The 21,863-nt window shown below is 71.7% G+C and carries 29 protein-coding genes; 16 read left to right on the forward strand and 13 right to left on the reverse strand.

The features are described from left to right. Positions 1-316: 316 nt before the first annotated feature. Together MMF94_RS25040 and MMF94_RS25045 are read right to left on the reverse strand one after the other, a co-directional pair. Complete coding sequence (locus MMF94_RS25040; RefSeq protein WP_241039623.1) at positions 317-1,516, reverse strand: NAD(P)-dependent malic enzyme; 1,200 nt, start codon at positions 1,514-1,516, stop codon at positions 317-319. A gap of 248 nt (positions 1,517-1,764) precedes the next feature. Next, on the reverse strand, positions 1,765-2,073 hold the full coding sequence (locus tag MMF94_RS25045; RefSeq protein ID WP_277398820.1) for a S26 family signal peptidase: 309 nt from the start codon (positions 2,071-2,073) through the stop codon (positions 1,765-1,767). An 84-nt stretch (positions 2,074-2,157) separates the two neighbouring features. Between MMF94_RS25045 and sodN the strand changes: the two genes are divergently transcribed. From sodN to MMF94_RS25060, 3 genes are all read left to right on the forward strand, one after another. Continuing rightward, on the forward strand, positions 2,158-2,574 hold the full coding sequence (sodN, locus tag MMF94_RS25050; RefSeq protein WP_241039624.1) for a superoxide dismutase, Ni: 417 nt from the start codon (positions 2,158-2,160) through the stop codon (positions 2,572-2,574). A gap of 194 nt (positions 2,575-2,768) precedes the next feature. Continuing rightward, positions 2,769-3,293: a hypothetical protein gene (locus MMF94_RS25055; RefSeq protein ID WP_241039625.1), complete on the forward strand. Its 525-nt coding sequence runs from the start codon at positions 2,769-2,771 to the stop codon at positions 3,291-3,293. A 61-nt stretch (positions 3,294-3,354) separates the two neighbouring features. Next, on the forward strand, positions 3,355-3,897 hold the full coding sequence (locus tag MMF94_RS25060; RefSeq protein WP_241039626.1) for a GIY-YIG nuclease family protein: 543 nt from the start codon (positions 3,355-3,357) through the stop codon (positions 3,895-3,897). 29 nt (positions 3,898-3,926) lie between these two features. Here MMF94_RS25060 and MMF94_RS25065 read toward each other — a convergent pair whose 3' ends face one another. Next, positions 3,927-4,256 carry an ArsR/SmtB family transcription factor gene (locus MMF94_RS25065; protein WP_241039627.1) on the reverse strand — a complete coding sequence of 110 codons (330 nt, stop codon included), beginning with the start codon at positions 4,254-4,256 and terminating at the stop codon, positions 3,927-3,929. A gap of 19 nt (positions 4,257-4,275) precedes the next feature. Here MMF94_RS25065 and MMF94_RS25070 point away from each other — a divergent pair, with 19 nt between their 5' ends. From MMF94_RS25070 to MMF94_RS25080, 3 genes are read left to right on the forward strand one after another with little or no spacing between them, the layout of a single operon-like run. Next, positions 4,276-5,304: a cation diffusion facilitator family transporter gene (locus MMF94_RS25070; RefSeq protein WP_241039628.1), complete on the forward strand. Its 1,029-nt coding sequence runs from the start codon at positions 4,276-4,278 to the stop codon at positions 5,302-5,304. Between the two features lie 10 nt (positions 5,305-5,314). Next, a complete protein-coding gene (locus MMF94_RS25075) occupies positions 5,315-5,908 on the forward strand; it encodes an acid phosphatase (protein ID WP_241039629.1) in 594 nt (197 codons plus the stop codon). Positions 5,909-5,952: 44 nt separating this feature from the next. After that, positions 5,953-6,492 carry a GNAT family N-acetyltransferase gene (locus tag MMF94_RS25080; protein WP_241039795.1) on the forward strand — a complete coding sequence of 180 codons (540 nt, stop codon included), beginning with the start codon at positions 5,953-5,955 and terminating at the stop codon, positions 6,490-6,492. Here MMF94_RS25080 and MMF94_RS25085 read toward each other — a convergent pair. Next, the gene (locus MMF94_RS25085) at positions 6,431-6,850 is read right to left on the reverse strand and encodes a hypothetical protein (protein ID WP_241039630.1); all 420 of its coding nucleotides are present in this window, start codon (positions 6,848-6,850) and stop codon (positions 6,431-6,433) included. The two genes, MMF94_RS25080 and MMF94_RS25085, sit on opposite strands and share 62 nt — an antisense overlap. Before the next feature lie 624 nt (positions 6,851-7,474). Here MMF94_RS25085 and MMF94_RS25090 point away from each other — a divergent pair. After that, positions 7,475-7,726: a WhiB family transcriptional regulator gene (locus MMF94_RS25090; protein WP_075950692.1), complete on the forward strand. Its 252-nt coding sequence runs from the start codon at positions 7,475-7,477 to the stop codon at positions 7,724-7,726. Positions 7,727-7,891: 165 nt separating this feature from the next. Here MMF94_RS25090 and MMF94_RS25095 read toward each other — a convergent pair whose 3' ends face one another. Next, a complete protein-coding gene (locus tag MMF94_RS25095) occupies positions 7,892-9,385 on the reverse strand; it encodes a sensor histidine kinase (RefSeq protein ID WP_241039631.1) in 1,494 nt (497 codons plus the stop codon). Positions 9,386-9,509: 124 nt separating this feature from the next. Between MMF94_RS25095 and MMF94_RS43780 the strand changes: the two genes are divergently transcribed. Further along, on the forward strand, positions 9,510-9,584 hold the full coding sequence (locus tag MMF94_RS43780; RefSeq protein ID WP_379659185.1) for a 50S ribosomal protein bL37: 75 nt from the start codon (positions 9,510-9,512) through the stop codon (positions 9,582-9,584). A 75-nt stretch (positions 9,585-9,659) separates the two neighbouring features. Here MMF94_RS43780 and rsrA read toward each other — a convergent pair whose 3' ends face one another. Both rsrA and MMF94_RS25105 read right to left on the reverse strand, forming a co-directional pair. Then, positions 9,660-10,004 carry a mycothiol system anti-sigma-R factor gene (gene rsrA, locus MMF94_RS25100; RefSeq protein WP_241039632.1) on the reverse strand — a complete coding sequence of 115 codons (345 nt, stop codon included), beginning with the start codon at positions 10,002-10,004 and terminating at the stop codon, positions 9,660-9,662. Continuing rightward, a complete protein-coding gene (locus MMF94_RS25105; protein ID WP_277398821.1) occupies positions 10,001-10,813 on the reverse strand; it encodes a sigma-70 family RNA polymerase sigma factor in 813 nt (270 codons plus the stop codon). Before MMF94_RS25105 ends, rsrA begins: the two co-directional genes overlap by 4 nt. A 70-nt stretch (positions 10,814-10,883) precedes the next feature. Here MMF94_RS25105 and ybaK point away from each other — a divergent pair, with 70 nt between their 5' ends. Next, the gene (gene ybaK, locus MMF94_RS25110; RefSeq protein ID WP_241039633.1) at positions 10,884-11,360 is read left to right on the forward strand and encodes a Cys-tRNA(Pro) deacylase; all 477 of its coding nucleotides are present in this window, start codon (positions 10,884-10,886) and stop codon (positions 11,358-11,360) included. Here the strand turns inward: ybaK and MMF94_RS25115 are convergent, their stop codons facing one another. Then, positions 11,361-11,981, reverse strand: a complete 621-nt coding sequence (locus MMF94_RS25115) for an alpha/beta hydrolase family protein (RefSeq protein ID WP_241039634.1) — start codon at positions 11,979-11,981, stop codon at positions 11,361-11,363. Positions 11,982-12,010: 29 nt separating this feature from the next. Further along, positions 12,011-12,805, reverse strand: a complete 795-nt coding sequence (locus MMF94_RS25120) for an SOS response-associated peptidase (RefSeq protein WP_241039635.1) — start codon at positions 12,803-12,805, stop codon at positions 12,011-12,013. Positions 12,806-12,915: 110 nt separating this feature from the next. Here MMF94_RS25120 and aroA point away from each other — a divergent pair, with 110 nt between their 5' ends. Genes aroA through MMF94_RS25135 form a run of 3 tightly spaced genes read left to right on the forward strand, consistent with a single transcriptional unit; the run spans position 12,916 to position 15,705 of the window. Further along, positions 12,916-14,214, forward strand: coding sequence for a 3-phosphoshikimate 1-carboxyvinyltransferase (gene aroA, locus MMF94_RS25125; protein WP_241039636.1), 1,299 nt, complete (start codon positions 12,916-12,918; stop codon positions 14,212-14,214). Between the two features lie 27 nt (positions 14,215-14,241). Continuing rightward, positions 14,242-15,240 carry a ribosome small subunit-dependent GTPase A gene (gene rsgA / locus MMF94_RS25130; RefSeq protein WP_241039637.1) on the forward strand — a complete coding sequence of 333 codons (999 nt, stop codon included), beginning with the start codon at positions 14,242-14,244 and terminating at the stop codon, positions 15,238-15,240. 21 nt (positions 15,241-15,261) lie between these two features. Then, complete coding sequence (locus tag MMF94_RS25135; RefSeq protein ID WP_241039638.1) at positions 15,262-15,705, forward strand: DUF1707 SHOCT-like domain-containing protein; 444 nt, start codon at positions 15,262-15,264, stop codon at positions 15,703-15,705. Positions 15,706-15,721: 16 nt separating this feature from the next. Here MMF94_RS25135 and MMF94_RS25140 read toward each other — a convergent pair whose 3' ends face one another. The 3 genes from MMF94_RS25140 to MMF94_RS25150 all read right to left on the reverse strand — a co-directional run bounded on the left by MMF94_RS25140 (position 15,722) and on the right by MMF94_RS25150 (position 18,755). Continuing rightward, the gene (locus tag MMF94_RS25140; protein WP_241039639.1) at positions 15,722-16,675 is read right to left on the reverse strand and encodes a winged helix DNA-binding domain-containing protein; all 954 of its coding nucleotides are present in this window, start codon (positions 16,673-16,675) and stop codon (positions 15,722-15,724) included. A gap of 77 nt (positions 16,676-16,752) precedes the next feature. After that, positions 16,753-17,259 (reverse strand): DUF6912 family protein, encoded by a 507-nt coding sequence (locus MMF94_RS25145; RefSeq protein WP_241039797.1) that lies wholly within the window; start codon positions 17,257-17,259, stop codon positions 16,753-16,755. A 5-nt stretch (positions 17,260-17,264) separates the two neighbouring features. Next, positions 17,265-18,755: a WS/DGAT/MGAT family O-acyltransferase gene (locus tag MMF94_RS25150; protein ID WP_241039640.1), complete on the reverse strand. Its 1,491-nt coding sequence runs from the start codon at positions 18,753-18,755 to the stop codon at positions 17,265-17,267. 31 nt (positions 18,756-18,786) lie between these two features. Here MMF94_RS25150 and MMF94_RS25155 point away from each other — a divergent pair, with 31 nt between their 5' ends. Genes MMF94_RS25155 through MMF94_RS25170 form a run of 4 tightly spaced genes read left to right on the forward strand, consistent with a single transcriptional unit; the run spans position 18,787 to position 21,341 of the window. Further along, entirely contained in the window at positions 18,787-19,581 is a 795-nt protein-coding gene (locus MMF94_RS25155) for a TrmH family RNA methyltransferase (protein ID WP_241039641.1), read from the forward strand. Positions 19,582-19,616: 35 nt separating this feature from the next. Next, positions 19,617-20,837: an alpha-hydroxy acid oxidase gene (locus MMF94_RS25160; RefSeq protein WP_241039642.1), complete on the forward strand. Its 1,221-nt coding sequence runs from the start codon at positions 19,617-19,619 to the stop codon at positions 20,835-20,837. A gap of 42 nt (positions 20,838-20,879) precedes the next feature. Further along, a complete protein-coding gene (locus MMF94_RS25165; protein ID WP_241039643.1) occupies positions 20,880-21,122 on the forward strand; it encodes an antitoxin in 243 nt (80 codons plus the stop codon). 51 nt (positions 21,123-21,173) lie between these two features. Continuing rightward, positions 21,174-21,341, forward strand: coding sequence for a hypothetical protein (locus MMF94_RS25170; protein ID WP_241039644.1), 168 nt, complete (start codon positions 21,174-21,176; stop codon positions 21,339-21,341). Between the two features lie 9 nt (positions 21,342-21,350). Here the strand turns inward: MMF94_RS25170 and MMF94_RS25175 are convergent, their stop codons facing one another. Further along, entirely contained in the window at positions 21,351-21,779 is a 429-nt protein-coding gene (locus tag MMF94_RS25175) for an HAD-IA family hydrolase (protein WP_241039645.1), read from the reverse strand. Positions 21,780-21,863: the final 84 nt, after the last annotated feature.

Genomic DNA, 21,863 nt, shown 5'->3' on the forward strand with positions numbered 1-21,863 from the left:
GCGACCGAAAACAGCCTGCCGCGAGCGGAGCAGATCCGCCCGCGCGACGGCGTCGGTGATCAGTCCGTCTGAGTCCTTCGACTCGGGCGCCGACCCACCGGCCGAACCCTCACCAGAACGGTGTCCGAGCTCTTCCACGTGGCCCCCAGCGGTCATGGCGTCTATCTCACCGGGTCAACGACGCCGAATGGCGCTCGATCTGGACGACCGCCCAAACGGCCTACCTAACGTTGAGGACGAGAACGCGCTGGTCAGCACCCTGCGTCACCGGTGCATCCATGTGGGGGTGGAGAGGTTAGGACGGGTTACCCGCCCGCTACTGCTCGTCAGGACTGTCCGGAACCGACCGCGCGGCGGACGCCACCGCCGCGGCCACCGCCGGCGCCACCCGCGGATCGAACGGGCTGGGCACGATCCGATCGACGGCAAGATCGTCACGAGCCACGGCGAGGATGGCATCGGCGGCCGCGAGCTTCATCGACTCGGTGATCCGCTTCGCCCCCGCGTCGAGCGCGCCACGGAAGACACCGGGGAACGCGAGAACGTTGTTGATCTGGTTCGGGAAGTCGCTGCGTCCGGTGGCCACGATGGCGACGTGCCGCGCGGCGACGTCCGGGTGCACCTCGGGGTCGGGGTTGGAGAGGGCGAACACGATCGCCTCGGGAGCCATCCGGGTCAGGAGCTCCTCGGGCAGCGACGTGCTCGACAGCCCCACGAAGACGTCCGCGCCGTCGAGCGCCTCCGCCACGCCGCCGCTCGTGCCGCGCGGGTTGGTCAGGTCGGCGAGCCGCGCCTTCTCCTCCGTCATCCCCGGACGGCCCGGGACGAGAATGCCGCGGGAGTCGAGAACGGTGACGTCCCGCGTGCCGGCCGCGAGCAGGATGCGCGCACAGGCGATGCCTGCGGCTCCCGCACCCGAGATGACGACACGCAGGTCCGCGAGCGGACGCACCTGCACAGCGCAGGCCCCGCGCAGCGCGGCGAGCAGCACGATCGCGGTGCCGTGCTGGTCGTCGTGCATGACGGGGCAGTCGAGCGCCTCGACGAGCCTGCGCTCCAGCTCGAAGCAGCGGGGCGCCGAGACGTCCTCCAGGTTCACCGCGCCGAAGCTCGGACGCAGCCGCACGAGCGTCTCGACGATCTCGTCGACGTCGACGGTGTCGAGCACGATCGGGATCGAGTTCAGCCCGGCAAAGGCCTTGAACAGCGCCGACTTGCCCTCCATGACCGGCAGCGCGGCCCGCGGACCGATGTCGCCGAGCCCGAGCACCGCCGTGCCGTCGCTGACCACGGCGACCAGGCGGTTGGTCCAGGTGTAGCGGTCCGCCAGCGCGGCGTCGCCGGCGATGGCACGGCTCACCTCGGCCACACCCGGGGTGTACGCGATGGCCAGGTCCCGCTCGTTCGCCAACGGCGCGGTCGGCTCGATGGAGAGCTTCCCGCCTTCATGGGCGGCGAAGATCTCCTCGCGGGTCGGGCCCGGGGTGGGCAGGGTGCGGTCAGGAACGATCGTCAACGGAGTCCACTTCCTCATACGGTGCTGTTGGAGGCGCCCGGAATGCTGGGGCGCTCACTCGCCGTGCACCGGAGGGGCCGCGGTTGTCGACCCGGTCTCCCGGTGCCGGGGCCTCTCGCGGAACGGCCGCAGGATGACGCGGCGCGGATCGGCAGGGTCGGCTGGCTGGGTACGCGCACGACCCTAGCGTCCGGTCTCCGACCCCCGGTCACTCGCGCCGACCGTTCGGCCCAGTATCGGCCGTCGAATCACTCCACGGTGGGCCGCAGCCGCCGAGGCCGCGGCCACAACCGCCAGGCCACCACGGCGAGCACCTCGGCAGCCCCGAGCGTGCGCGAGTCGGTGGACCCGTAGGGGTTGTCGCCGAGCACCCACCAGCCGTCGTCCGTGTGCCGCACGGCGCGCTTCACCGACAGCTGGCCAGGACGGGTGGCCCACCGCACCAGCACGACGTCGCCGCTGCGTACCGCTGCGCCGAACCTGACGAGCACCACGTCGGCGTCACGCAGCGTCGGCGACATCGACGGACCGCGGACCGCCACCCTCCGCCAGCGCACCCGCACCCCCTCGCCACCCTGCTGCGGCCGGAGTCCCAGAGTAGTGTCGGGCGCGCCAGAACGATCACCAACCAGGGAGGACCCATGCGGCTGCTGTCCCGCATTCTCCGCCCGCGGCTGGAGGCCACCGCTCACTGCGACCTCCCCTGCGGCGTGTACGACCCGGCACAGGCGCGGATCGAGGCCGAGTCGGTCAAGGCCATCCAGGAGAAGTACCAGAGCAACGAGGACCCCGAGTTCCGCACGCGTGCTGTCCTGATCAAGGAGCAGCGCTCCGACCTGGTCAAGCACCACCTGTGGGTGCTCTGGACCGACTACTTCAAGCCGCCGCACTTCGAGAAGTACCCGGAGCTGCACGAGCTGTTCAACAAGGCCACCAAGAAGGCAGGCGGCGGCCCCGACGGCGCCAAGTCCTCGATGGACCCTGCCACGGGCCAGGAGCTGCTCGACCTCATCGCCCAGATCGACAAGATCTTCTGGGAGACCAAGTCGGCTGCCTGATACAGGCGCTGAACGCGGCGCTGACCAACGGGAGCACCCTCCCGTGGTCAGCGCCGTTTTCGTTGTCAGCCCGACCGCGCCCTCGGCGACATGGACACGTGTCGCTGTTCGTACGCCCCCAGAACAGCGACACGTGTCCATGTCGCGGGGTCGGGGTCGGGGTGATGTCACGGCGCAGGTGGGACGATCGGCAGGTGTCGCAGCAGCACCCGGTGCCGGGCTCCACAGACGAGTACCTGGCATCCGTCGATCCGGTTGTGCTGGCCGCTGGGATGGAGCTGAGCAGCTTCACGACCTGGTTGGTCGAACTTCCGGGGATCCACGATGCCGGTTACATCTGTAGCGTCAACGACGCTGAAGGCAAGGCAACGACACTGCTCTGGGCCGGCGAGTCGCATGTCCACGACGTCGTCCGTGCGGAAGCGGCGCGTCGAGGTATCGCACTCACCATCCGCCTGGTGCGTTACTCGAACGCCCAACTCCGCGACGCAGCCGATCGGCTTTTCGCGAGTGCGGGTCGCGCGGAGTGGAGCGGCTTCGGTATCACGTTGATCTCCGGAACGAACGCCACCCGGGACGGCCTGCTCGTCACCGGCGAGTACGACGCGCCGAGCAATGCAGCCCAGGATCCGCGGCTGCCGCACACTCTGGCGTTCGCCCGAACAATCGCGCCGGAGGTCGTAGCCATTGAGATCGGCCCGGGACCGGTCCCTCTCTGAGCTGACCCGTTCTGTCCGGCACATACGAGGTGATGTCGGTACGCGGCACCACACTTGCTCCGTGACCGCTGCTGACCTCGATGCCGTTGTCGCCGATCTGCACACCGACCCCATCGGCGCGGGCGACATCCGCTCACGCGCACCGGCAATCGCCGGTCTCTACGCTTGGTGGGCGGACGTGTCGGTCCTCTCGCATCTGCCTGGACCGCTGCACGGCGCGATCCCGGGCCTGCGGCTGCTGTACATCGGCATCGCCGCAAGGCTGAGGTCACGCCTCGCGTCGAACCACATGAGACGAAGCGGCAGCTCGACCCTGCGCCGCACCCTGGCCGGCCTCCTGATCGACGACGAGCGGTACAGGACCCGCTGGACCGATCGCGTCGTCCTCGTCGACGACGACGAGGTCCGCCTGACGGAATGGATGATCACCCACTTACGTGTGTCCTGGTGCGAGCACCCGGCACCGCGCGACGTCGAGAAGCAGATCATCAACACGCTGCGCCCGCCGCTGAACGTCGAGCACGCATCGGGGGCAGCGCGGGACATCGTCAAGGCGGCCCGGCGGGCGTACTACAGCAGCGCCGGCCCTCGCCCGGGCACCTGACCACAGGCACGTCGCCGGCCCGTGAACGGTCAGTGCTCGGGCACGGTCACGGCCTCCGCCAGCAGCCGCCGTACGTGCTCTCCGCGGGCGCGGTAGAGCACGCGCCTTCCGTCGCGCCTGGTGGCGACGAGGCCGGTCATCCGCAGCTTCGCGAGGTGCTGGGACACCGCGGGCCGCGCGGCACCACTGACCGCGGCGAGGGCCGACACGTCGTACTCGCCGCCGCACAGGAGCCAGAGCAACCGCAGGCGGGTGGGGTCGGCGAGCATCCGGAACGACTCAACTGCGACATCCACGCGGTCGCCCGGTGGCAGCCGTTGCCACTGTTCGGCACCTGCATCGTAGTCGCGTGCGTACATGAGCACGTATGGTGCCCTGATGCAGACCGCGTCGCAAACCGGCCACGGGCACGGCCATGGACACGGCCACGGAGGGCACGGACACGCCCGCGGCGTGCGACGGCTCTGGGACGCAGTCCGCCACCTCGTCGTCCCGCACAGCCACGACCCGGCCGACCGCGTCGATCAGGCCATGGCGGCCTCCAGGGCCGGGATGCGGGCCCTGTGGGTCTCCCTCGCCGTGCTCGGCGCCACAGCGGCGTTCCAGGCCGTCGTGGTGGTGGCGTCCGGTTCCGCGGCGCTGCTGTCGGACACCATGCACAACGTCGCCGACGCCGCGACCGCCGTGCCCATCGGGATCGCCTTCCTGCTCGCCAGGCGTCCGCCGACGCGCCGGTTCACCTACGGCTACGGACGCGCGGAGGACGTCGCAGGCATCGTCGTGGTGCTGGTGATCCTCGGCTCCGCGGTCTTCGCCGGCTACGAGTCGGTGCGCAGGCTCGCGGAGCCCACCGACGTCCGGTTCCTCGGAGCGGTCGCCATCGCCGGTCTGATCGGCGCCGCGGGCAACGAGATCGCCGCCCAGGTGCGCATCCGCACCGGACGGCGGATCGGATCCGCCGCGCTCGTCGCCGACGGCCTGCATGCCCGTACCGACGCGCTCACCTCGCTCGCCGTGCTGCTGTCCGCGGGCGGGGCGGCGTCGGGCTGGAGGTGGGCCGACCCGGTGGTGGGCCTGGCCATCACGGCCGCGATCGTCACCGTCACCTGGGGCGCCGCCAGGCAGGTGCTCGCCCGCCTGATGGACGCCGTCGACCCCTCGCTGGTCGAGCGGGCCGTCGCGGCGCTGCAGGGCGTGGCGGGGGTGGTCGGCGTCGACGGCGTGCGGCTGCGCTGGATCGGGCACGCCCTGCGCGCCGAGGTGGATCTGTCGGTCTCCCCCGGCGTCAGCATCGAGCGTGCCCATGCCATCGCGCACGCCGCCGAGCACGAACTCACACACGCCGTACCCCGGCTCACCGCCGCCACCGTGCACGCACACCCCGCGCGAAGCCCGGTCGCACACTAGTGTCGGTGCGGTGAGCAGCGGTCGGGTGTTCCTGTTGCGTCATGGAGAGACGGAGTGGTCGCTGTCCGGCCGTCACACGGGCCGCACCGACATCCCGCTGACCGAGCGGGGGCGGGGCCTGGCGAAGGCAGCGGGCGAGCTCCTGGCGAAGCTGCGCGGCGACGAGCCGCCCGCTCTCGTCCTGACCAGCCCCCGCGCCCGCGCGCGCGACACGGCCGAGCTGGCCGGTCTGCGCTCCGACGGCGTCGACGAGCGGCTCGCCGAGTGGGACTACGGCGAGTACGAGGGCCTCACCACCGAGGAGATCCGCGAGACCGTGCCGGGCTGGACGGTCTGGACCCACCCCTGCCCCGGCGGCGAGACGGCCGAACAGGTCGCCCGCCGGGCCGACTCCGTGCTCGCCGACGCCCGGGCGAAGCTCGACGCCGGTGACGTCGTTCTCGCCGGGCACGGCCACTTCAGCCGGGTTCTCACCAGCCGCTGGATCGAGCTTCCTGCCACCCAGGGCGTCCGGTTCGAGATGTCGGCGCCCTCGCTGGCCGTGCTGGGCGACGAGCGGGGCGTCCCGCGTCTCGACGGCGTGAACCTGCGACCGCTTACGTGAGCCCGGCCTCCGCAGCGGTGATCCGGGAGGTACGCCCCGGTGATATGGCGGCCGTGGTCGAGCTCGTGCACGAGCTCGCCGAGTACGAACGCGAGCCGCAGTCCTGCACGCTGACCGAGGAACAGCTCGCCACCGCCCTGTTCGGCCCGGCGCCCGCGCTGTTCGGGCACGTCGCCGAGGTTCCGGCAGGGGCCGACGGGGCAGGGCCCCCGGAGGTGGTCGGCTTCGCCCTCTGGTTCGTCAACTTCTCCACCTGGCACGGCGTGCACGGCCTCTACCTGGAGGACCTCTTCGTGCGGCCCGCTCACCGCGGCGGCGGCCTCGGCAGGGCTCTGCTGGCCACGCTGGCCGCGGTCTGCGCCGAACGGGGCTACGCGCGGTTCGAGTGGTCGGTGCTGGACTGGAACGAGCCATCGATCGGCTTCTACCGCAGCCTCGGGGCGGTGGCGATGGACGAGTGGACAACGTTCCGGCTCCACGGCGACGCGCTGAGCGCCCTGGCCGCAACGGCGGGCGGCGCCTCTAGCGCTGCTTCGCGTCAGGCAGGTCCAGACCCATCGACCACTCACGCGAGCGCTCACTGATGAGCAGCATGAACGTGGCGACGACGAACACGCCGCAGATGATCCCCAGCACGAGCTGACGCGACGGCCCGATCAGCGAGTAGACCACCGGGAGCAGCAGCAGCTGGGTGACGATGGCAGGCGTGCGCGCCCACCGGCGCCCCCTCACGAGGCCGACGCCCACGGCCACCAGCGCAGCGCCGATGAGAACGAAGTAGCCGGCCTCACCGAGCACGCTGCCGACACCGACCCCGGGAGCGAGCGAGCGCACGCCTAGTGCCACCGCGAAGCCGACGGCCACCAGTCCTTGCACCCCGACCAGGACTCCGGCCAGGCGCACCTGCCGCGGCGGCCCTGCCGCCGGTCGCTCCGCCTCCACGGGCTCGAGGATAGGCGTGGCGACCCGTGTCACGTCCGGCCCCGGCGTCCGGTTGGGAATTTCCCCACCCCAGCCGCCGTTCTCCCTGGTCTGTGTGGGGTGAACCCGGCCCCGGCGGTACGCCGTCCGGATCGTCCCGCACGCCCAAAGAGTGATTTCGCACCGTGTTCGCGGCGCTACGGGTCATCGTGCGAGATGTGCAGCTCGTCGCAGCCGGGCGCACTCCGTCACTCACGAGGGTGAGGATTCTCGTCCACTCACCGATGCCTGTGGACCGTCGAGCCGATAAGGGCTCGCACCTGGGCAAACGTTGCCCCAAGGTTGTCCAGGGACAAGCGAGTGATCGCGAGGATCCTTCTCGCATGGTCCTTCGGGACCGGGGGTAACCCGGTTCCGGTGGGCGGGACGAAGTCCATAGCTCAAGGTGACGAGTCACGAACGCGGTACGCAACAAGTAACCGATCGTGGCGCACTTCGTTGCTATGAGTGGGTGAGAGTGCTCACCTGGGTGGACCTCGGACCTTGAACACCGAGCGCGCTCGTGAAACGATTCACAAGCGCGGAAACACCGTGACAGACGATCGGCGCGACCCCGATCGCGCAAGTACAAGGAGCCGAGAGACCATGGATTGGCGTCACCGCGCTATCTGCCGCGACGAGGACCCCGAGCTGTTCTTCCCTGTGGGGACGAGCGGGCCTGCGTTGCTGCAGATCGCCGAGGCCAAGACCGTCTGCCGGCGCTGCCCGGTCGTCACCGAGTGCCTTACGTGGGCGCTGGAGAGCGGCCAGGACGCAGGCGTCTGGGGCGGCATGAGTGAGGACGAGCGGCGCGCCCTGAAGCGCCGCAACGCGCGTACGCGCGCACGCACCGCCTGATACACCGCAATACGCAAACCTCCCCCACCGCGGGCCCGAGGCCGGACTGCACCCGGCTCCGGGCCCGCGGTCGTTTCACCGGGCGCACGCAAGAGCAGCTCCGGAGGGGGATCGACGGCCCGGGCGGCGACCGCACAACCGGAATCCTCGACCACGACCTGAAGGCTAACGCCCCCGCAACGAGAGCCTGATGACGGCCTCGGTTCCGCCCCCGGCGCGGGGCCGAACCTGCAGTGCCGAGTCGAGTTCGGAGTCGAGCAGAGTCCGCACGATCTGCAGGCCAAGCCCCTTTGACGAGTCCGGGTCGAACCCCGGCGGGATGCCCCGGCCGTCGTCGGCCACCACCACGTCGAGACCGCCGGCCGACCGATGGGCCGACACCACGACCTCCCCGGCCCGTCCGGGCTCGAAGGCGTGGGCCAGCGCGTTGTGGACGAGCTCGGTGAGCACCAGCACGAGGGGCGTGGCCAGCGCGGCAGGCAACGTGCCGAAGCTGCCGTCGCGCCGCACCTTGGCCCGGAACTCCGCGGTGGCGCCGTCACCGATGGCGGGCAGGACCTTGTCGACCAGCTCGTCGAGGTCCACCCGCTCGGCCACCGAGACCGAGAGCGACTCGTGTACCAGCGCGATGGAGTTGACACGCCGAACGCTTTCCACGAGCGCCCGGCGGGCCTCCGGAATCGCCGTGCGGCGGGCCTGCAGACGCAGCAGCGCCGCCACTGTCTGGAGGTTGTTCTTCACCCGGTGGTGGATCTCGCGGATGGTGGCGTCCTTGCTGAGCAACGCCATGTCCCTGCGACGCAGGTCGGTGACGTCGCGCACGAGCACCAGAGCACCCGCTGCGTCGCCCCGTGGGCGCAGCGGGAGCGCGCGCACGAGCATCACGGCGCCGCGGGCGTACACCTCCATCCGCAGCGAATGGCGCCCGTCGAGCGCCGCTCCGATGCGGGCGGCCACCTCGGCGGCGTCGAACGGGTCGTGGACGAGCTCCCGCGTGGCCTGGGTGAGCGACAGCCCGACGAGGTCGCTGGCATGGCCCATGCGGTGGTAGGCCGAGAGCGCGTTGGGGCTCGCGTAGGCCACGAGGCCGTGCGCATCGAGGCGGATCAGGCCGTCGCCCGCCCGCGGGCTCGTATCGGCGCCTGCGACGGCCGCCCGCGGCGGGAATGTGCCGTCGGCGACCATCTGGCACAGATCCGAGGCGCTGCCCAGGTAAGCGATCTCCAGCGGGCTGGGCACCCGGGGCATGGCGAGGTTCGTGTCGCGGGACAGCACGGCGACCACCGAGCCTGCATGCCGGACCGGAATGGTCTCGCGGCGCACGGGCACCTCCAGGTGCCAGCGCGGGTTCTCCTCCCGGCAGATCCGGCCCTCGACGACGGCCCGCCGCAGCTGCGGGTTGTCGGCGGACCGGACGCGCGCGGCGACCACGTCCTCGGGATGCGCGGTGGGCGCGGTGGTGGGGCGGGCCTGGGCCACGCAGAGGAATTCGCTCGGACCGACGTGCTCTTCCTCACCGTTGAGCGGGACCCAGAGCAGGAAGTCGGCGAATGACATGTCTGCGAGCAGTTGCCATTCGGCGACCACGCGCTGCAGATGGTCAACGGCATCGCCGGCCAGCTGGGTGTGCTCCGCGAGCAGCTCGCTGAGGGTGGACAACTAGAGACCCCTCCCGGTCAGGGCGCCACGCCCCACGGACTTCCTTCCAGTCAAGCACGTGGAAGACTCGAGGGACCTTCGGTACGACGAACCGATCGCGAAGAACGAGTCAGGGGGAGGGAACATGTCGAAGCGCGCACGCAAGCGTCGCGACCGCAAGAAGAGCGCGGCCAGCCACGGCAAGCGGCCCAACACCTGATCCATCTGCAGGTGATCGTGAAGAAGGCGCCGGCGGCCGATGGCCCCGGCGCCTTCGCGCTACCGCCCTATCCGTTCAACCACGCTGTTCGATGCGGGTGGCACGCACCTCGACGGTGGTCGTGGTGGCGCCGTCCGGCCCCGCCTCCACGGTGACGTCCGCCTGCTCGAGCACCGCCACCCTGATCTGGCGTCGCAACCGGTTCTTCAGCTCGGCGGGGGCGTGCTCACCCCCACATTTCGTGGCGAGCAGCTTCTTCAGCTTGTCGTCGATGCCGTACTCGGCCAGGCACGGCCCGCATTCGTCCAGGTGCTGCGCGAGCAACGCTCTGCGCGCCTGGTCGCACTCGTGGTCGAGGAACAGCCAGACCTCGGCGAGTACCTCGGAGCAGTCGGTGTCATGGTGGTTCCCGCAGCTCATTTGGAGACCTCCTCCGGCTGTCCCCGCAGGAACCCGCGGTCGCGGGCGGTATCGGTGAGCATGTCGCGAAGCTGGCGCCTGCCCCGGTGCAACCGGGACATCACGGTACCGATGGGGGTGCCCATGATGTCAGCGATCTCCTTGTATGCGAAGCCCTCGACGTCAGCGAGGTACACCGCCATTCGGAAGTCGTCCGGCAACTGCTGCAGAGCCACCTTGACGTCGTTGTCGGGGAGCCGGTCCAGCGCTTCCATCTCGGCCGAGGGCAGGCCCTGGGACGTGTGCTCCCCGGCCTGCGCGATCTGCCAGTCGCTGATCTCGTCGGTGGCCGACTGCACGGGCTGGCGCTGCCGCTTGCGGTACCCGTTGATGTAGGTGTTGGTGAGGATCCGGTACAACCAGGCCTTGAGATTCGTTCCGGCCCGGAACGTCCGGAATGCGGAGTAGGCCTTGAGATAGGTCTCCTGCACCAGATCCTCGGCGTCGGCCGGGTTACGCGTCATCCGTAGGGCGGCGCCGTAAAGCTGGTCGATCAGGGGCATCGCATCGCGCTCGAAGCGAGCAGCCCGCTCCTCGGCGGACTCCTCCTGCTCGTGCTCGACGTCTTGACCTGCGGTGATCTCCGCTTCGGCCGCCTGTTCGGTGCGTGGCACCCTGCTCCTCTCCCGCCGGGTCGCACGATCTGCGACCTCCAGGCCGGCCACCACTTGGCCGCCCTGCTGACGGATCGAGCTTACGCCGCCGAGCGCCACCTCGAAGGCCGGACGCACCCGGCCGTCGCGGCGCGGCGCGATTTTCGGCGCGTCCATCACTGCCTGATTCACCCCCTTGTCAACATCCGTCTCCGCCGCTCGATTCCCTTCTCGCTATCGTGCGGGGGTGGCAGGTAGGGGAACGCAGGCGACCGCGTTGCTCACGAAGCAGGCCGTCTCGCATCAGCTGCACAGCTACACCCACGGAAGCGGTCAGGCCTACGGGCCAGAGGCCGCGGAGATGCTGGGGCTGGACCCAGCGAGGGTGTTCAAGACTCTGGTCGCCGACGTCGACGGTGCGCTGACCGTCGGAATCGTCCCCGTGCTGACGACGCTCGATCTCAAGGCGCTCGCGGCCGCGGTGGGCGGTAAGCGGGCGAAGATGGCCGACGTCGCCCTCGCCGAGCGGGCCACCGGTTACGTGGCGGGCGGGATCTCCCCGCTGGGCCAGCGCAAGCGCCTGCCGACCGTGCTGGACTCGTCCGCGGAGGAGCTGGAGACGCTCTTCTGCAGCGCCGGGCGCCGCGGGCTGGAGGTGGAGCTCGCACCAGGCGACCTCGCGCGGCTCACCGGCGCTCGCTTCGCGCCGATCGCGGCTTCGTAGCTACCCGGCCACCGGCACGGCCCCGAACCGCTGCGCGAGCCAGCCCGCCACAGCCGCCCGCAGTCCGGGCATGTCGCTGCGCAGGCTGTGGTTGCCGCGCAGCATCACCACCTCCCGCCCGGGAGCGGGGTCGGGACGGCCGAACGGGTCGCTCTCCCCCTGCACCACCAGCACCGGGACGGTCGGCGCTGCCAGCTCGTGGAGCCGGTCCTTCTCCGGCTTTCCCGGCGGGTGGACGGGAAACGCGAGACACAGCACACCGGCAGCAGCGCCTTCCGTGGCCGTCCGGCACGCCACGCGGGCCCCGGAGCTGCGGCCCCCGAACAGCAGCGGCAGCCGCGGATCGGTGTCGGCCCTGACCTGCTCCACCACCGCCAGCCAGGCCGTGTCGAGCTGGGCCGCGGGAGCGGGCGCCCGGCGCCCGGCAACGCGGTAGGGCTGCTCCACCAGCACGACGTGCATCCCGGCCGCGACGGCGACGCCTGCCCCGGCGACCAGGTCGGGCGCGCCCACCCCGCCACCCGCGCCGTGCCCGAGCAGCAGCACGCCCCGCGCTTCGCCGTCGGCGTCGTGGCGGGTGATCCGGGCCGGACCGTGGGGCGTGGCGATCTCGGCGATCACGCCCGATGGTCCGGCTCGTTCCGGAGCGGTCACTTCGGGTTCGGCCCGGCCAGCAGGTCGAGCTGCAGCGGCTCGCGGACGTCCTCGGCGGCGAGTGGGGCCAGCAGCTCCGGCCCGTTGTTGCGCACGCTGTTGACCCGCGGGGACACCGGTCGAAGCTCGAGTGCCGCCACGAGCTCCGGTGACGGCGGAGCGAGCAGGGCAGCCACCCTCTCGTCGTCGGCACCGGCGTCCGGGTCGAGCCAGGCGTCCCACGCCGACCGCGGGAGCACCAGCGGCATCCGATCGTGCACCTGCGTGAGCGGGCCGACCGCATCGGTGGTGAGGACCGCGGCCGTGACCAGCCCGTTCGGGTACTCGTTCTCGGGGTCGTCCTTCGGCTTCCAGTACTCCCAGAGCCCGGCCATCGCGAGCGAGCTCCCGTCGGAGTAGTGGGTGTAGTAGGGCTGCTTGTGCTCCGGCCCGCGCTGCCACTCGAACCAGCCGTCGGCCGGGATCAGGCAACGCCGCGAGTTGAGCGCCCGGCGGAACGCGGGCTTCGTGGCCGCCGACTCCGACCGCGCGTTGATCATGCGAGCGCCGGACTTCGGGTCCTTGGACCAGGACGGCACGAGCCCCCAGCGCAGCATGCGCAGCGTGCGCTCGGTGGTGTCAGGGTCGGGCGTGCCCTCCTCGTCACGCGGGTGCCGCTCCACCACCGTGATGATCTGCTTGGTAGGCGCCACGTTGTAGTCCACCTTCGCCGCTCCGTCGGTGGCGTCGACGGCACGGAACTCGTCGGCGAGGTCGGCGGGGGCCTTGATCGATGCGTAACGACCGCACATGTCCCCATCGTCCCACCGTCGGCGGCCACAGCGCCGCACGGCGCACGTCCGCACGGCGCTCGGCGGCCTCCTGACCGGCGCCGTGGGCGGGATGCGGAATCATTGCGGGGGTGACCAGCCCATGGCCCGCACCGCTCGCCCACGGGCCCGTCCGCGGCCGGGTGGCCGCGCCCGGGTCCAAGTCCGTGACCAACCGCGCGCTGCTGCTCGCCGCCCTCTCCGGCGGTGCCGCCGTCGTGACGGGCGCGCCCGCCACTCGCGACACGGCACTGATGGTCGGCGCCCTGCGCGCGCTCGGCGTCCCGATCGAGGTCGACGGCGAGCGGGTCTCGTTCTCTCCCCACGACGGACTGCGCGGCGGTGGCACGGTGGACTGCGGGCTCGCCGGCACCGTGATGAGGTTCGTGCCCCCCGCGGCGGCGCTGGCCGACGGCCCGGTCGCGTTCGACGGCGACCCGCAGGCCCGGCAGCGGCCGATGGCCACGGTGCTCGACGCGCTGCGGGCGCTGGGGGCACGGGTGGACGGGGACCGGCTGCCGTTCACCGTGCACGGCACCGGTGGAGTGCCCGGTGGCGACGTGGTCATCGACGCCTCGGCGTCGTCCCAGTTCGTGTCCGGACTCCTGCTGTCTGGCGCCCGCTACGACAAGGGCGTCACCGTGCACCACAGCGGGAAGCCGGTGCCGTCGCTGCCGCACATCGAGATGACCGTCGACATGCTGCGCGCGGCCGGCGTCGAGGTCGACGACAGCGCGGACGGAGCGGGCCGCGGCGAGCCCGACACCTGGCGGGTCGCCCCCGGGCCGATCGCGGCCCGCGACTGGACGGTGGAGCCGGACCTGTCGAACGCCGCGGTGTTCCTCGCCGCCGCCGCCATCACCGGGGGTGAGGTGACCGTGCTGGGCTGGCCCGCCGGCTCCACCCAGCCGGGCGCCGAGATCCTCTCCGTGCTCGCCCAGGCCGGCTGCACCGTCGAACCAGGTCCGGACGGGATGACGGTGCGCGGGCCGGACGCCCTGTCAGGCGTCGACGTCGACCTGCACGACGCCAGCGAGCTGACGCCCACGGTCGCCGCCGTCGCCTCGCTGGCCACGGGACCGTCCTGGATCCGTGGGGTCGCCCACATCCGCGGGCACGAGACCGACCGGCTGGCGGCACTCGCCACCGAGATCAACGCCCTCGGTGGAAACGTCACCGAGATGCCGGACGGGCTCGAGATCCACCCGGCGCCGCTGACCGCCCCCGGTGACCGGCCGTGGGGCGCCTACGCCGACCACCGGATGGCCACGGCAGGCGCGCTCATCGGGCTCGTCGTTCCCGGAGTCACGATCGACGACGTGGCCTGCACCGACAAGACCATCCCCGACTTCCCCGCCCGCTGGGCCGCCCTCGTCGAGGCGGTCCGGTGACCGGGATGACGTCGGCGTCGCGCTGACGTGAAGCGCCGCGAGTACGACGAGTCCGACGTCCGGATCCGCCCCGGGCGCCGGGGCTCACGGCCGCGCACCAAGCGCCGCCCCGAGCACGCCGACGCCGCCGAGGCGATGGTCACCACCGTGGACCGGGGCCGCTGGACCTGCGCTCCCGGCGCCGACAGCACGCGGCCTGCGGTCACCGCGATGCGGGCCCGCGAGCTCGGCCGCACCCCGATCGTCGTGGGCGACAGGGTCGGGCTCGTCGGGGACCTGTCCGGTGCCCCCGACACGATCGCCCGCATCGTGCGCGTCGAGGAGCGCCGCACCCTGCTGCGCCGCACCGCTGACGACACCGACCCTTTCGAGCGGGTCGTCGTGGCCAACGCCGAACAGCTCGTCATCGTCACCGCGGTCGCCGACCCGGAGCCGCGCACCGGTTTCGTGGACCGCTGCCTGGTGGCCGCCTACGCGGGCGGCCTGGCCCCCATCCTGTGCCTGACGAAGGCGGACCTCGGCGACCCCGAGCCCTTCGCCGCGCAGTACCGCGACCTCGACCTGCCCGTGATCGTCACGCGTCGCGAGGAGGAGCCTGCCGAACTCGCGGCCGTGCTGTCCGGCCGGGTGTCGGCACTCGTCGGGCATTCAGGCGTGGGCAAGTCGACGCTGGTCAACGCCTTGGTTCCGGACGCCGCACGGGCGGTCGGCCTCGTGTCGGCCGTCGGGAAGGGGCGCCACACCACCGTCGCCGCACTCGCCCTACCGCTGCCCGAAGAGCGCGGCGGAGGCTGGGTGGTCGACACGCCCGGCGTCCGGTCCTTCGGCCTCGCCCACGTCACGCCCGACGACGTCCTGGCCGCTTTCGACGACCTCGCCGCGGCGATCGAGGACTGTCCACGCGGCTGCGGGCACCTCGGGCCGCCCGCTGATCCGGAGTGCGCGCTGGATGCGCTGGCGGAGAAGGGACTGCTGCAGCCCGGCCGGCTCGCCGCGCTCCGCCGGGTACTGGTAGCACTGAGATGACGGGTTTGGCACGCTCTGCGCATGACGTCCGGGGAAGAATCCTCGCCCCTGCGGATCGGCAATGCTGAACGCACCGCGGCCATGAAGGCACTCGACGAGCACCTGTCGGCAGGCAGGCTCGGAATCGAGGAGTACGGCGAGCGCACGGCCAAGGCGGCCAATGCCGTCGTGGCCTCCGAGATCGCCGAGCTGTTCACCGACCTGCCGGAGCCACGCCCACAGCTCCCCGGCACGGCCGCTCCGTTGACCGCACCGCTCCCCGTCGCGCCGGCCGCCGGAGAGGTGGCCCCGAAGAAGGACGGCTACCTGCTGCTCACGATCACTCCGGTCGTGGCGCTGTTGCTGTTCTTCATCACCAAGCAGTGGTACTTCTTCCTGCTCATTCCCCTGATGGGCGCGCTGGTCTACGGCGGCGGAGTCGGCAAGGGCAACGGCAGGCGCGACCGGCGCCGCGACCGGCGCTGACCCCGCGCCCGAGGGTTCAGCCCGAGAACCGGAGCACGTCGGCCACATCGGCCTGAAGCGCCTCGATGTGCGCCGGCTCGGCCACGTCGAGCGCCACCTCCGGGCGCCCACCGCGCCGCCGCATCGTCCACGTACCCACCGCGGCACCGTCGACCGTCGCGGTGGCCCGCAGCATCCCGCCACCCGGATGCACCCGCGAGCGCAGATGCTCCGGCACCGCGAACGAGCGGTCGGCCCAGCCGAGCAGGAACGGATCGAACGGCGGCAGCAGCCGCGGGGGCACCCCCGGTACGTCGTCCCCGGCCGCATCACGGCAGGCCAGGTCGACGAGGCCGTCGCCGCATTCGACGAGCGAGGCGCCGAGTCCCCGTAGCCCGGCCCTGGCGTCGCGCAGCGGCAGGCCCGACCACACCGCGAGGTCCGCGGCTGTGGCCGGTCCGTGGCCCCGAAGGTAGCGGCGCGCCAGCTCGACGACGGCGGCGTCCCGATCACTCGGCGCCGCAGGCGGGTCGATGGCCCGGACGAGCAGCGATCCCGCCTCAGCTCCCGGCACGAGCACGGCCCGCCCGTGCAGCGCCGCCACACGCAGACAGTGGTGGACGGCCTGTCCGGCGACCGGCACACCAGCCGCGGCAAGGTGGTCGGTGAGCTCCTCGCGGGATCGGGGTCCGCCGGCCGGTCCCGTGGCGATCACCCGCAGGGCCGTGTCGACCTGCGGCTCGGTCACGCCCTCCTCGGCCAACCTGCGCCGGGACTCGACCACGCCCGCTCGCGCGGTGAGCGCCAGAAGCCACCCGTGGTCCTCGGCGCGCACCAGGTGCAGCGTCCCCCGCAGGAGCCACGCGACCACGAGCGATCCGCCGGCCGCCGCGGAGTCCAGAGCGTCGGGGGTGAGGCCGTCGGACCGGGCGCGCAGAGCGAGCCTCGCCGACCGCCAGTCCTGCGCCTGAACACCGACCAGGCGGCTCACGACATCGCGTGGATCCCGTGTGCCGGGGGTGAGGAGCTGCGCCCGCGCCCGTCGGACGGCCAGGGCCGCGCCGGGCGTCAGCCCAGCTCCACCAGGAACGCCACCTCGGACGGGTCGTACCAGGCCAGCTCGTGGTCCTCCGCCTCGCCGACGAGGAACTCCGCGTCGAGGTCGCCCATGTCGGCGGCGTCGACGGCACCGGCGGCCTGGCGCACCGCGTACTCCGCCTCGTCGTTGTCGACGTGGACGGCGGCGATGGTCTCGAACGGCACCGTGCCTGCGATCCGGACGGCGCCGTCGTCCAGGTCGGGCCGCAGGGTGACGTCGTCGAGGTCGGCGGCGATGACCACACGCCGGGCCGGCGTGGTGTCCTCACCCACCCCGAGCTCCACGGCGAGCAGCCGCAGTGACGCCCGGGCGGCCTCGGTGAGCGCGGCGTACTCGAGCTCTTCGTCGTCGCCGCTGGTGTAGGACTCGCGCAGCCGCGGTGTGAGGGCGAACGCGGTGCCGCCGATCGGGTCCACGGTGCCGTTCTTGACCAGCGTCCGCAGCATCGGCCAGGTGGCAGGCACATAGATGCGCATCCCGCTCACGACCCCACGGTCGACAGGAGCTCGTCGAGCGCTTCGTCGACCAGGCCGGCGAGCACGTCGACATCGGACATTGCGTCGCGGTCGCCGTTGAAGCCGTAGAAGACGCCGCCGTCGTACGAGGTGAGCCCGATCGAGAGCGCCTGGCCCTTGGCCAGCGGCACCACCGGGAACATCTCGAGCATCCGGGCACCTGCGGCGTACAGCGGGAACTGTGGTCCCGGCACGTTCGTCACCACCAAGTTGAAGATCCGCTTCGAGAACCCGCTCGCGGCGCGCGCCCCCAGGGCGTGCAGCGTAGGCGGGGCGAAACCACCGATCCGGACCAGGGTGTCGGCACCGACAGACTGCCCCGTGGACGTGTGTTCACGCATCGCGTGCGTCACATGGTGTAGTCGCACCACCGGGCTCTGCTCGCCGACCGGCAGATCCACGATGAACGACGACACGCGGTTGCCGAGTGAGCCGGCCGTGGCCGAGCTGGGGACATCGGCCTCGCCCCGCACCGACAGCGGCACCATCGCCCGCAGCGTCGACGACGGGCTGACCGGCTCCCCTCGCGAGAGCAGCCAGTTGCGCAGCGCGCCAGAGACCACGCTGAGCACCACGTCGTTGACGGTGCACCCGTGCGCGGCCCGCACCTTCCGGTAGGACTCGAGCCGCGTGCGCGCCACCGCGAACCGGCGCTGGGTGGAGATCGGGACGTTGAGCGGGGTACCCGGGGCCCGCCTGCTCGCGGCCCGCGCCATCGAGAACAGGCTGCCGGCCGTGCCGGCGATCTTGCCGACGGTGGCCAGCGCATCGCCGGCCGCGACACGGACGTTGTCGACGATCTCGGCCGGGCGCGCCACTGCCTCGGCCACGGCCCCGAGTATCAGCTGGGTGTCGCTCGGCTCCGGCCGCGGCATCCAGAACTCCTCCACCATGGCGCGTCCGCGCCTGCCCCGCCCCGGAAGCGGCGCCTCGGCCGCTTCGCCGTCGAGCGGTGCCGCGCTCGGCGTGGCCGAGACGTCCAGGATGACCTGGCCGATGTCGAACGCGCTCACGCCGTCGACCATCGCCTGGTGGGTCTTGGTGAGCACGGCCGTGCGTCCCCTGGCCAGCCCCTCCACCAGGTACATCTCCCAGAGCGGGCGGGTGTGGTCGAGCGGGCGCGACATCAGCCGCGCGACGAGTTCGGTGAGCTGCTCGTCCGAGCCGGGTTTCGGCAGCGCGGATCGACGAACGTGATACGCGATGTCGAAGTCCGGGTCGTCGACCCACACGGGCCGGGCGAGGTTGCCCGGCACGTAGCGAACCTTCTGCCGGTAGCGCGGTACCAGCGCGATCCGTTGCTCGATCAGCTCGACGAGCCGCTCGTAGTCGAATCCTCCGGACGGGCCTGGCGGGCGCGGCCGCCGGAAGATCGACACCCCGCCCACGTGCATGGGCGTCGTCGGCTGCTCCAGGTACAGGAACGAGGCGTCGAGCGCGGAGAGCCGGGGCGGCATGGACCAGATCCTAGGTGGCACCCTGACACCCGTGCGGAGCAGCAGCGGAGCGCAGGGTTTCACGGGGGAGCCGGGAGCCCGTTCTCCAAAGGACACCTTCATCACCGTCTACGGACGCAAGCCGGTGCTGGAGGCCCTGACCGACGCGCGACTGCGGGTGGACAAGGTCATCCTGGCCGAGGGACAGCGGGGCGAGCCGGTGCGGGCGATCACCAGTGCCGCACGGCAACGCGGGGTTCCGGTGCAGTGGGCGTCGGCGCACCGGGTGAAGGTGCTGGCCGGCAACGGACGCCATGACCAGGGCGTACTCGCCGACGTCGTCGCACCACGGATGGCGCCGGTCGGCGAGTTCGTGGCTGCGCTCGCTCCCGGCGCCAACGCGTCGGTGCTCGTACTCGACCGGCTCACCAACCCGGCCAACGTCGGGATGATCCTGCGCAGCGCCACCGCCGCCGGGCTCGACGGGGTGCTGCTCCCCCGCCGCGGCGTGCCGGCGATCGACCCACTGGTCGTGAAGGCCTCGGCGGGCGTCGCGTTCCGTGCGCCCGTCCTGCGGTCGGGCACTGTCGAGGAGGGATGCACCGAGCTGGCCGCGGCCGGGTTCGCCGTGTACGGGCTCGACGCAGGGGGCTCATCGCTGCTCGATGCGCAGCTCCCCGGGCGCGTCGCGCTCGTGCTGGGCAACGAGACCGACGGGCTCTCGTCATCGGTGCGGGCGATGCTCGACGGCCTCCTGGCGATCCCCATGCACGGTGGCGTCGAGTCGCTGGGCGTGGCGAGCGCCGGGGCGGTCGCAGCGTTCGAGCTGGCACGACGCGTTCGCTGAGCGCTTCGGCGCTGGAAGAGATCTAGTCTGTCCGAATGGTCCAGCGCAGGCTTCCTCGTCCCTCCGAGCTCCGCCCGCTGCTGCGGCCGGCGCCGTTCGTGCGCGACTCCGCGCAGCGACGGCTGATGCGCGCCGCGAGCATCGCCGACCTGCGGGAGATCGCGCGCCGCCGCACCCCACGGGCCGTGTTCGACTACACGGACGGTGCGGCCGACGGGGAGCGCTCGTTGCTCCGCGCCCGCCAGGCCTACGCCCGCGTCGAGTTCAACCCCACGGTGCTGCGCGACGTGTCGTCCGTGGACACCGGGCGCGACATCCTGGGGAAGCGCTCTGCACTCCCGTTCGCCTTCGCGCCCACCGGCTTCACGCGGATGATGCACCACGAGGGCGAGCGTGCCGTCGCGTCGGTGGCCCAGGAGGTGGGCATCCCGTACGCACTCTCGACGCTGGGCACCACCACGATCGAGGAGATGGCAGCCGCCGCTCCCGGCGGGCGCAAGTGGTTCCAGCTCTACCTGTGGCGTGACCGCGCTCCCGCCAAGGAGCTCGTGCAGCGCGCCACGGATGCGGGCTACGACACCCTGCTGCTCACGGTCGACACTCCGGTCGGCGGGGCCCGGCTCCGCGACGTCCACAACGGGCTCACCATCCCTCCCGCCCTGTCGCTGCGGACGTTCGTCGACGGCGCCCGCCACCCGCACTGGTGGTTCAACCTGCTCACCACCGAGCCGCTGAAGTTCGCGAGCCTCACGTCCACCGAGGGCACTCCCGCCGAGCTGATCGCACGCGTCTTCGACCCGGCGCTCACGATCGCCGACGTCGAGTGGCTGCGTGGCACCTGGCCGGGAAAGCTCGTGGTCAAAGGCGTCCAGAGCGTCGAGGACGCACTCCGCGTGGTCGACGCAGGCGCCGACGCCGTACTCCTGTCCAACCACGGCGGCCGTCAGCTCGACCGCGCGCCGGTGCCACTGGAGCTGGTCGAGCCCACCGTCCAGGCCGTCGGCGACCGCGCCGAGGTGCTCGTCGACACCGGGATCACCCACGGCGCCGACGTGCTGGCCGCGATCGCGCTCGGCGCCCGGGCCGCCCTCGTCGGGCGCGCCTACCTGTACGGGCTGATGGCCGGTGGCCGCCTCGGTGTGGAGAAGGCCGTGGCGATCCTGACCGGCGAGATCGTCCGCACGCTGCAGCTCATCGGCGTCAACAGCGTCGACGAACTGCGACGCGAACACGTCCGCCTTCGTCCGAATGCGTGAACTCACGCTGCGAAAACGGCGCCGCAGGGCCATCGTGCACGAATGGGACTCATGGAGAAGATTCGCGAGCTGCTGCATCAGCACGACGACAAGGTCGACCAGGGAATCGAGAAGGCCGGAGAGATGGCCAAGAGCAAGGTGGAGGGCCACGACGAGCAGATCGACCAGGCCGTCGACAAGCTGCAGCAGATGACCGGCGACGGTGACACGACCGAGCCCAAGCCGCCCGGCACGGCGCCGCCCGACGCGACGCCCGGCGGCCAGGAGCCACCGCCGCCGCGGTAGCGCCTACCTCGCCCTCGTTTGGTCCGGTCCGGATCGGAGTACTCCGTGGGCATGCCGGACGACGAGCGTGACGACCAACCCACCCCAGGCGGCGACGGCTTCCTGGCGGATCTCTTGCGGCAGTCGACGATCACAGGCACCGAGAAGGACGACCCGGCCCAGCCGCCGGATTCGAACGGCACCCCCGAGCAGGACGAACCCGACGCCGACGAGGCGTGACGCCACCGCTCAGGTGGGTGGCAGCTCCAACAGGATCTCGACCTCGGCGGTGGTGGCAGCGGCGTCCCGATGGTGGACGACGACCGCGCCTGCCTCACGTGCGCCTCGCAGGTTGCGCAGCTGATCGTCCACCACGAGGCACTGGGCGACGGCGAGTCCGAGCATCTCCGCGACCCGGCGATACACCTCAGGATCGGGCTTGCGCACACCGAGCGAAGGCCCCAGCACCACGGCGTCGAACTGCGCTGCACACTCGTCGGGCACGGCGTGTGCGTCGGAGACCAGGGCGGTAGCCACTCCCGCTGCCCGGGCCCGCCCGACCAATTCGACCACGGCCGACCCGTCGGTGAGCACTCCCTGGTAGTCCATCAGCAAGCCACGCAGCGGCACCGCAGGCACATTACCGGGATCGGTGGCCCGTCCTTTGGCAGCGGGCACGGCGCTGCGCCTTCCGCGGGTTCATGATCGACGTTCGGGTGCCGGGAGGCGGGCCGGACGGTTGTGGGTCCCGAACTGACGATC

This window comes from Pseudonocardia alaniniphila (genome assembly GCF_022524485.1).
Taxonomy (GTDB): domain Bacteria; phylum Actinomycetota; class Actinomycetes; order Mycobacteriales; family Pseudonocardiaceae; genus Pseudonocardia; species Pseudonocardia alaniniphila.

Bases quoted from the DNA above. Each gene is read 5' to 3' on its own strand.
- sodN (WP_241039624.1), top strand. From the start codon at position 2,158: ATGCGGCTGCTGTCCCGCATTCTCCGCCCGCGGCTGGAGGCCACCGCT.
- MMF94_RS25065 (WP_241039627.1), bottom strand. From the start codon at position 4,256: ATGTACGCACGCGACTACGATGCAGGTGCCGAACAGTGGCAACGGCTG.
- MMF94_RS25070 (WP_241039628.1), top strand. From the start codon at position 4,276: ATGCAGACCGCGTCGCAAACCGGCCACGGGCACGGCCATGGACACGGC.
- MMF94_RS25080 (WP_241039795.1), top strand. From the start codon at position 5,953: ATGGCGGCCGTGGTCGAGCTCGTGCACGAGCTCGCCGAGTACGAACGC.
- MMF94_RS25090 (WP_075950692.1), top strand. From the start codon at position 7,475: ATGGATTGGCGTCACCGCGCTATCTGCCGCGACGAGGACCCCGAGCTG.
- rsrA (WP_241039632.1), bottom strand. From the start codon at position 10,004: ATGAGCTGCGGGAACCACCATGACACCGACTGCTCCGAGGTACTCGCC.
- MMF94_RS25105 (WP_277398821.1), bottom strand. From the start codon at position 10,813: ATGGACGCGCCGAAAATCGCGCCGCGCCGCGACGGCCGGGTGCGTCCG.
- MMF94_RS25120 (WP_241039635.1), bottom strand. From the start codon at position 12,805: ATGTGCGGTCGTTACGCATCGATCAAGGCCCCCGCCGACCTCGCCGAC.
- MMF94_RS25135 (WP_241039638.1), top strand. From the start codon at position 15,262: ATGACGTCCGGGGAAGAATCCTCGCCCCTGCGGATCGGCAATGCTGAA.
- MMF94_RS25145 (WP_241039797.1), bottom strand. From the start codon at position 17,259: ATGCGCATCTATGTGCCTGCCACCTGGCCGATGCTGCGGACGCTGGTC.
- MMF94_RS25150 (WP_241039640.1), bottom strand. From the start codon at position 18,755: ATGCCGCCCCGGCTCTCCGCGCTCGACGCCTCGTTCCTGTACCTGGAG.
- MMF94_RS25160 (WP_241039642.1), top strand. From the start codon at position 19,617: ATGGTCCAGCGCAGGCTTCCTCGTCCCTCCGAGCTCCGCCCGCTGCTG.
- MMF94_RS25165 (WP_241039643.1), top strand. From the start codon at position 20,880: ATGGGACTCATGGAGAAGATTCGCGAGCTGCTGCATCAGCACGACGAC.
- MMF94_RS25170 (WP_241039644.1), top strand. From the start codon at position 21,174: ATGCCGGACGACGAGCGTGACGACCAACCCACCCCAGGCGGCGACGGC.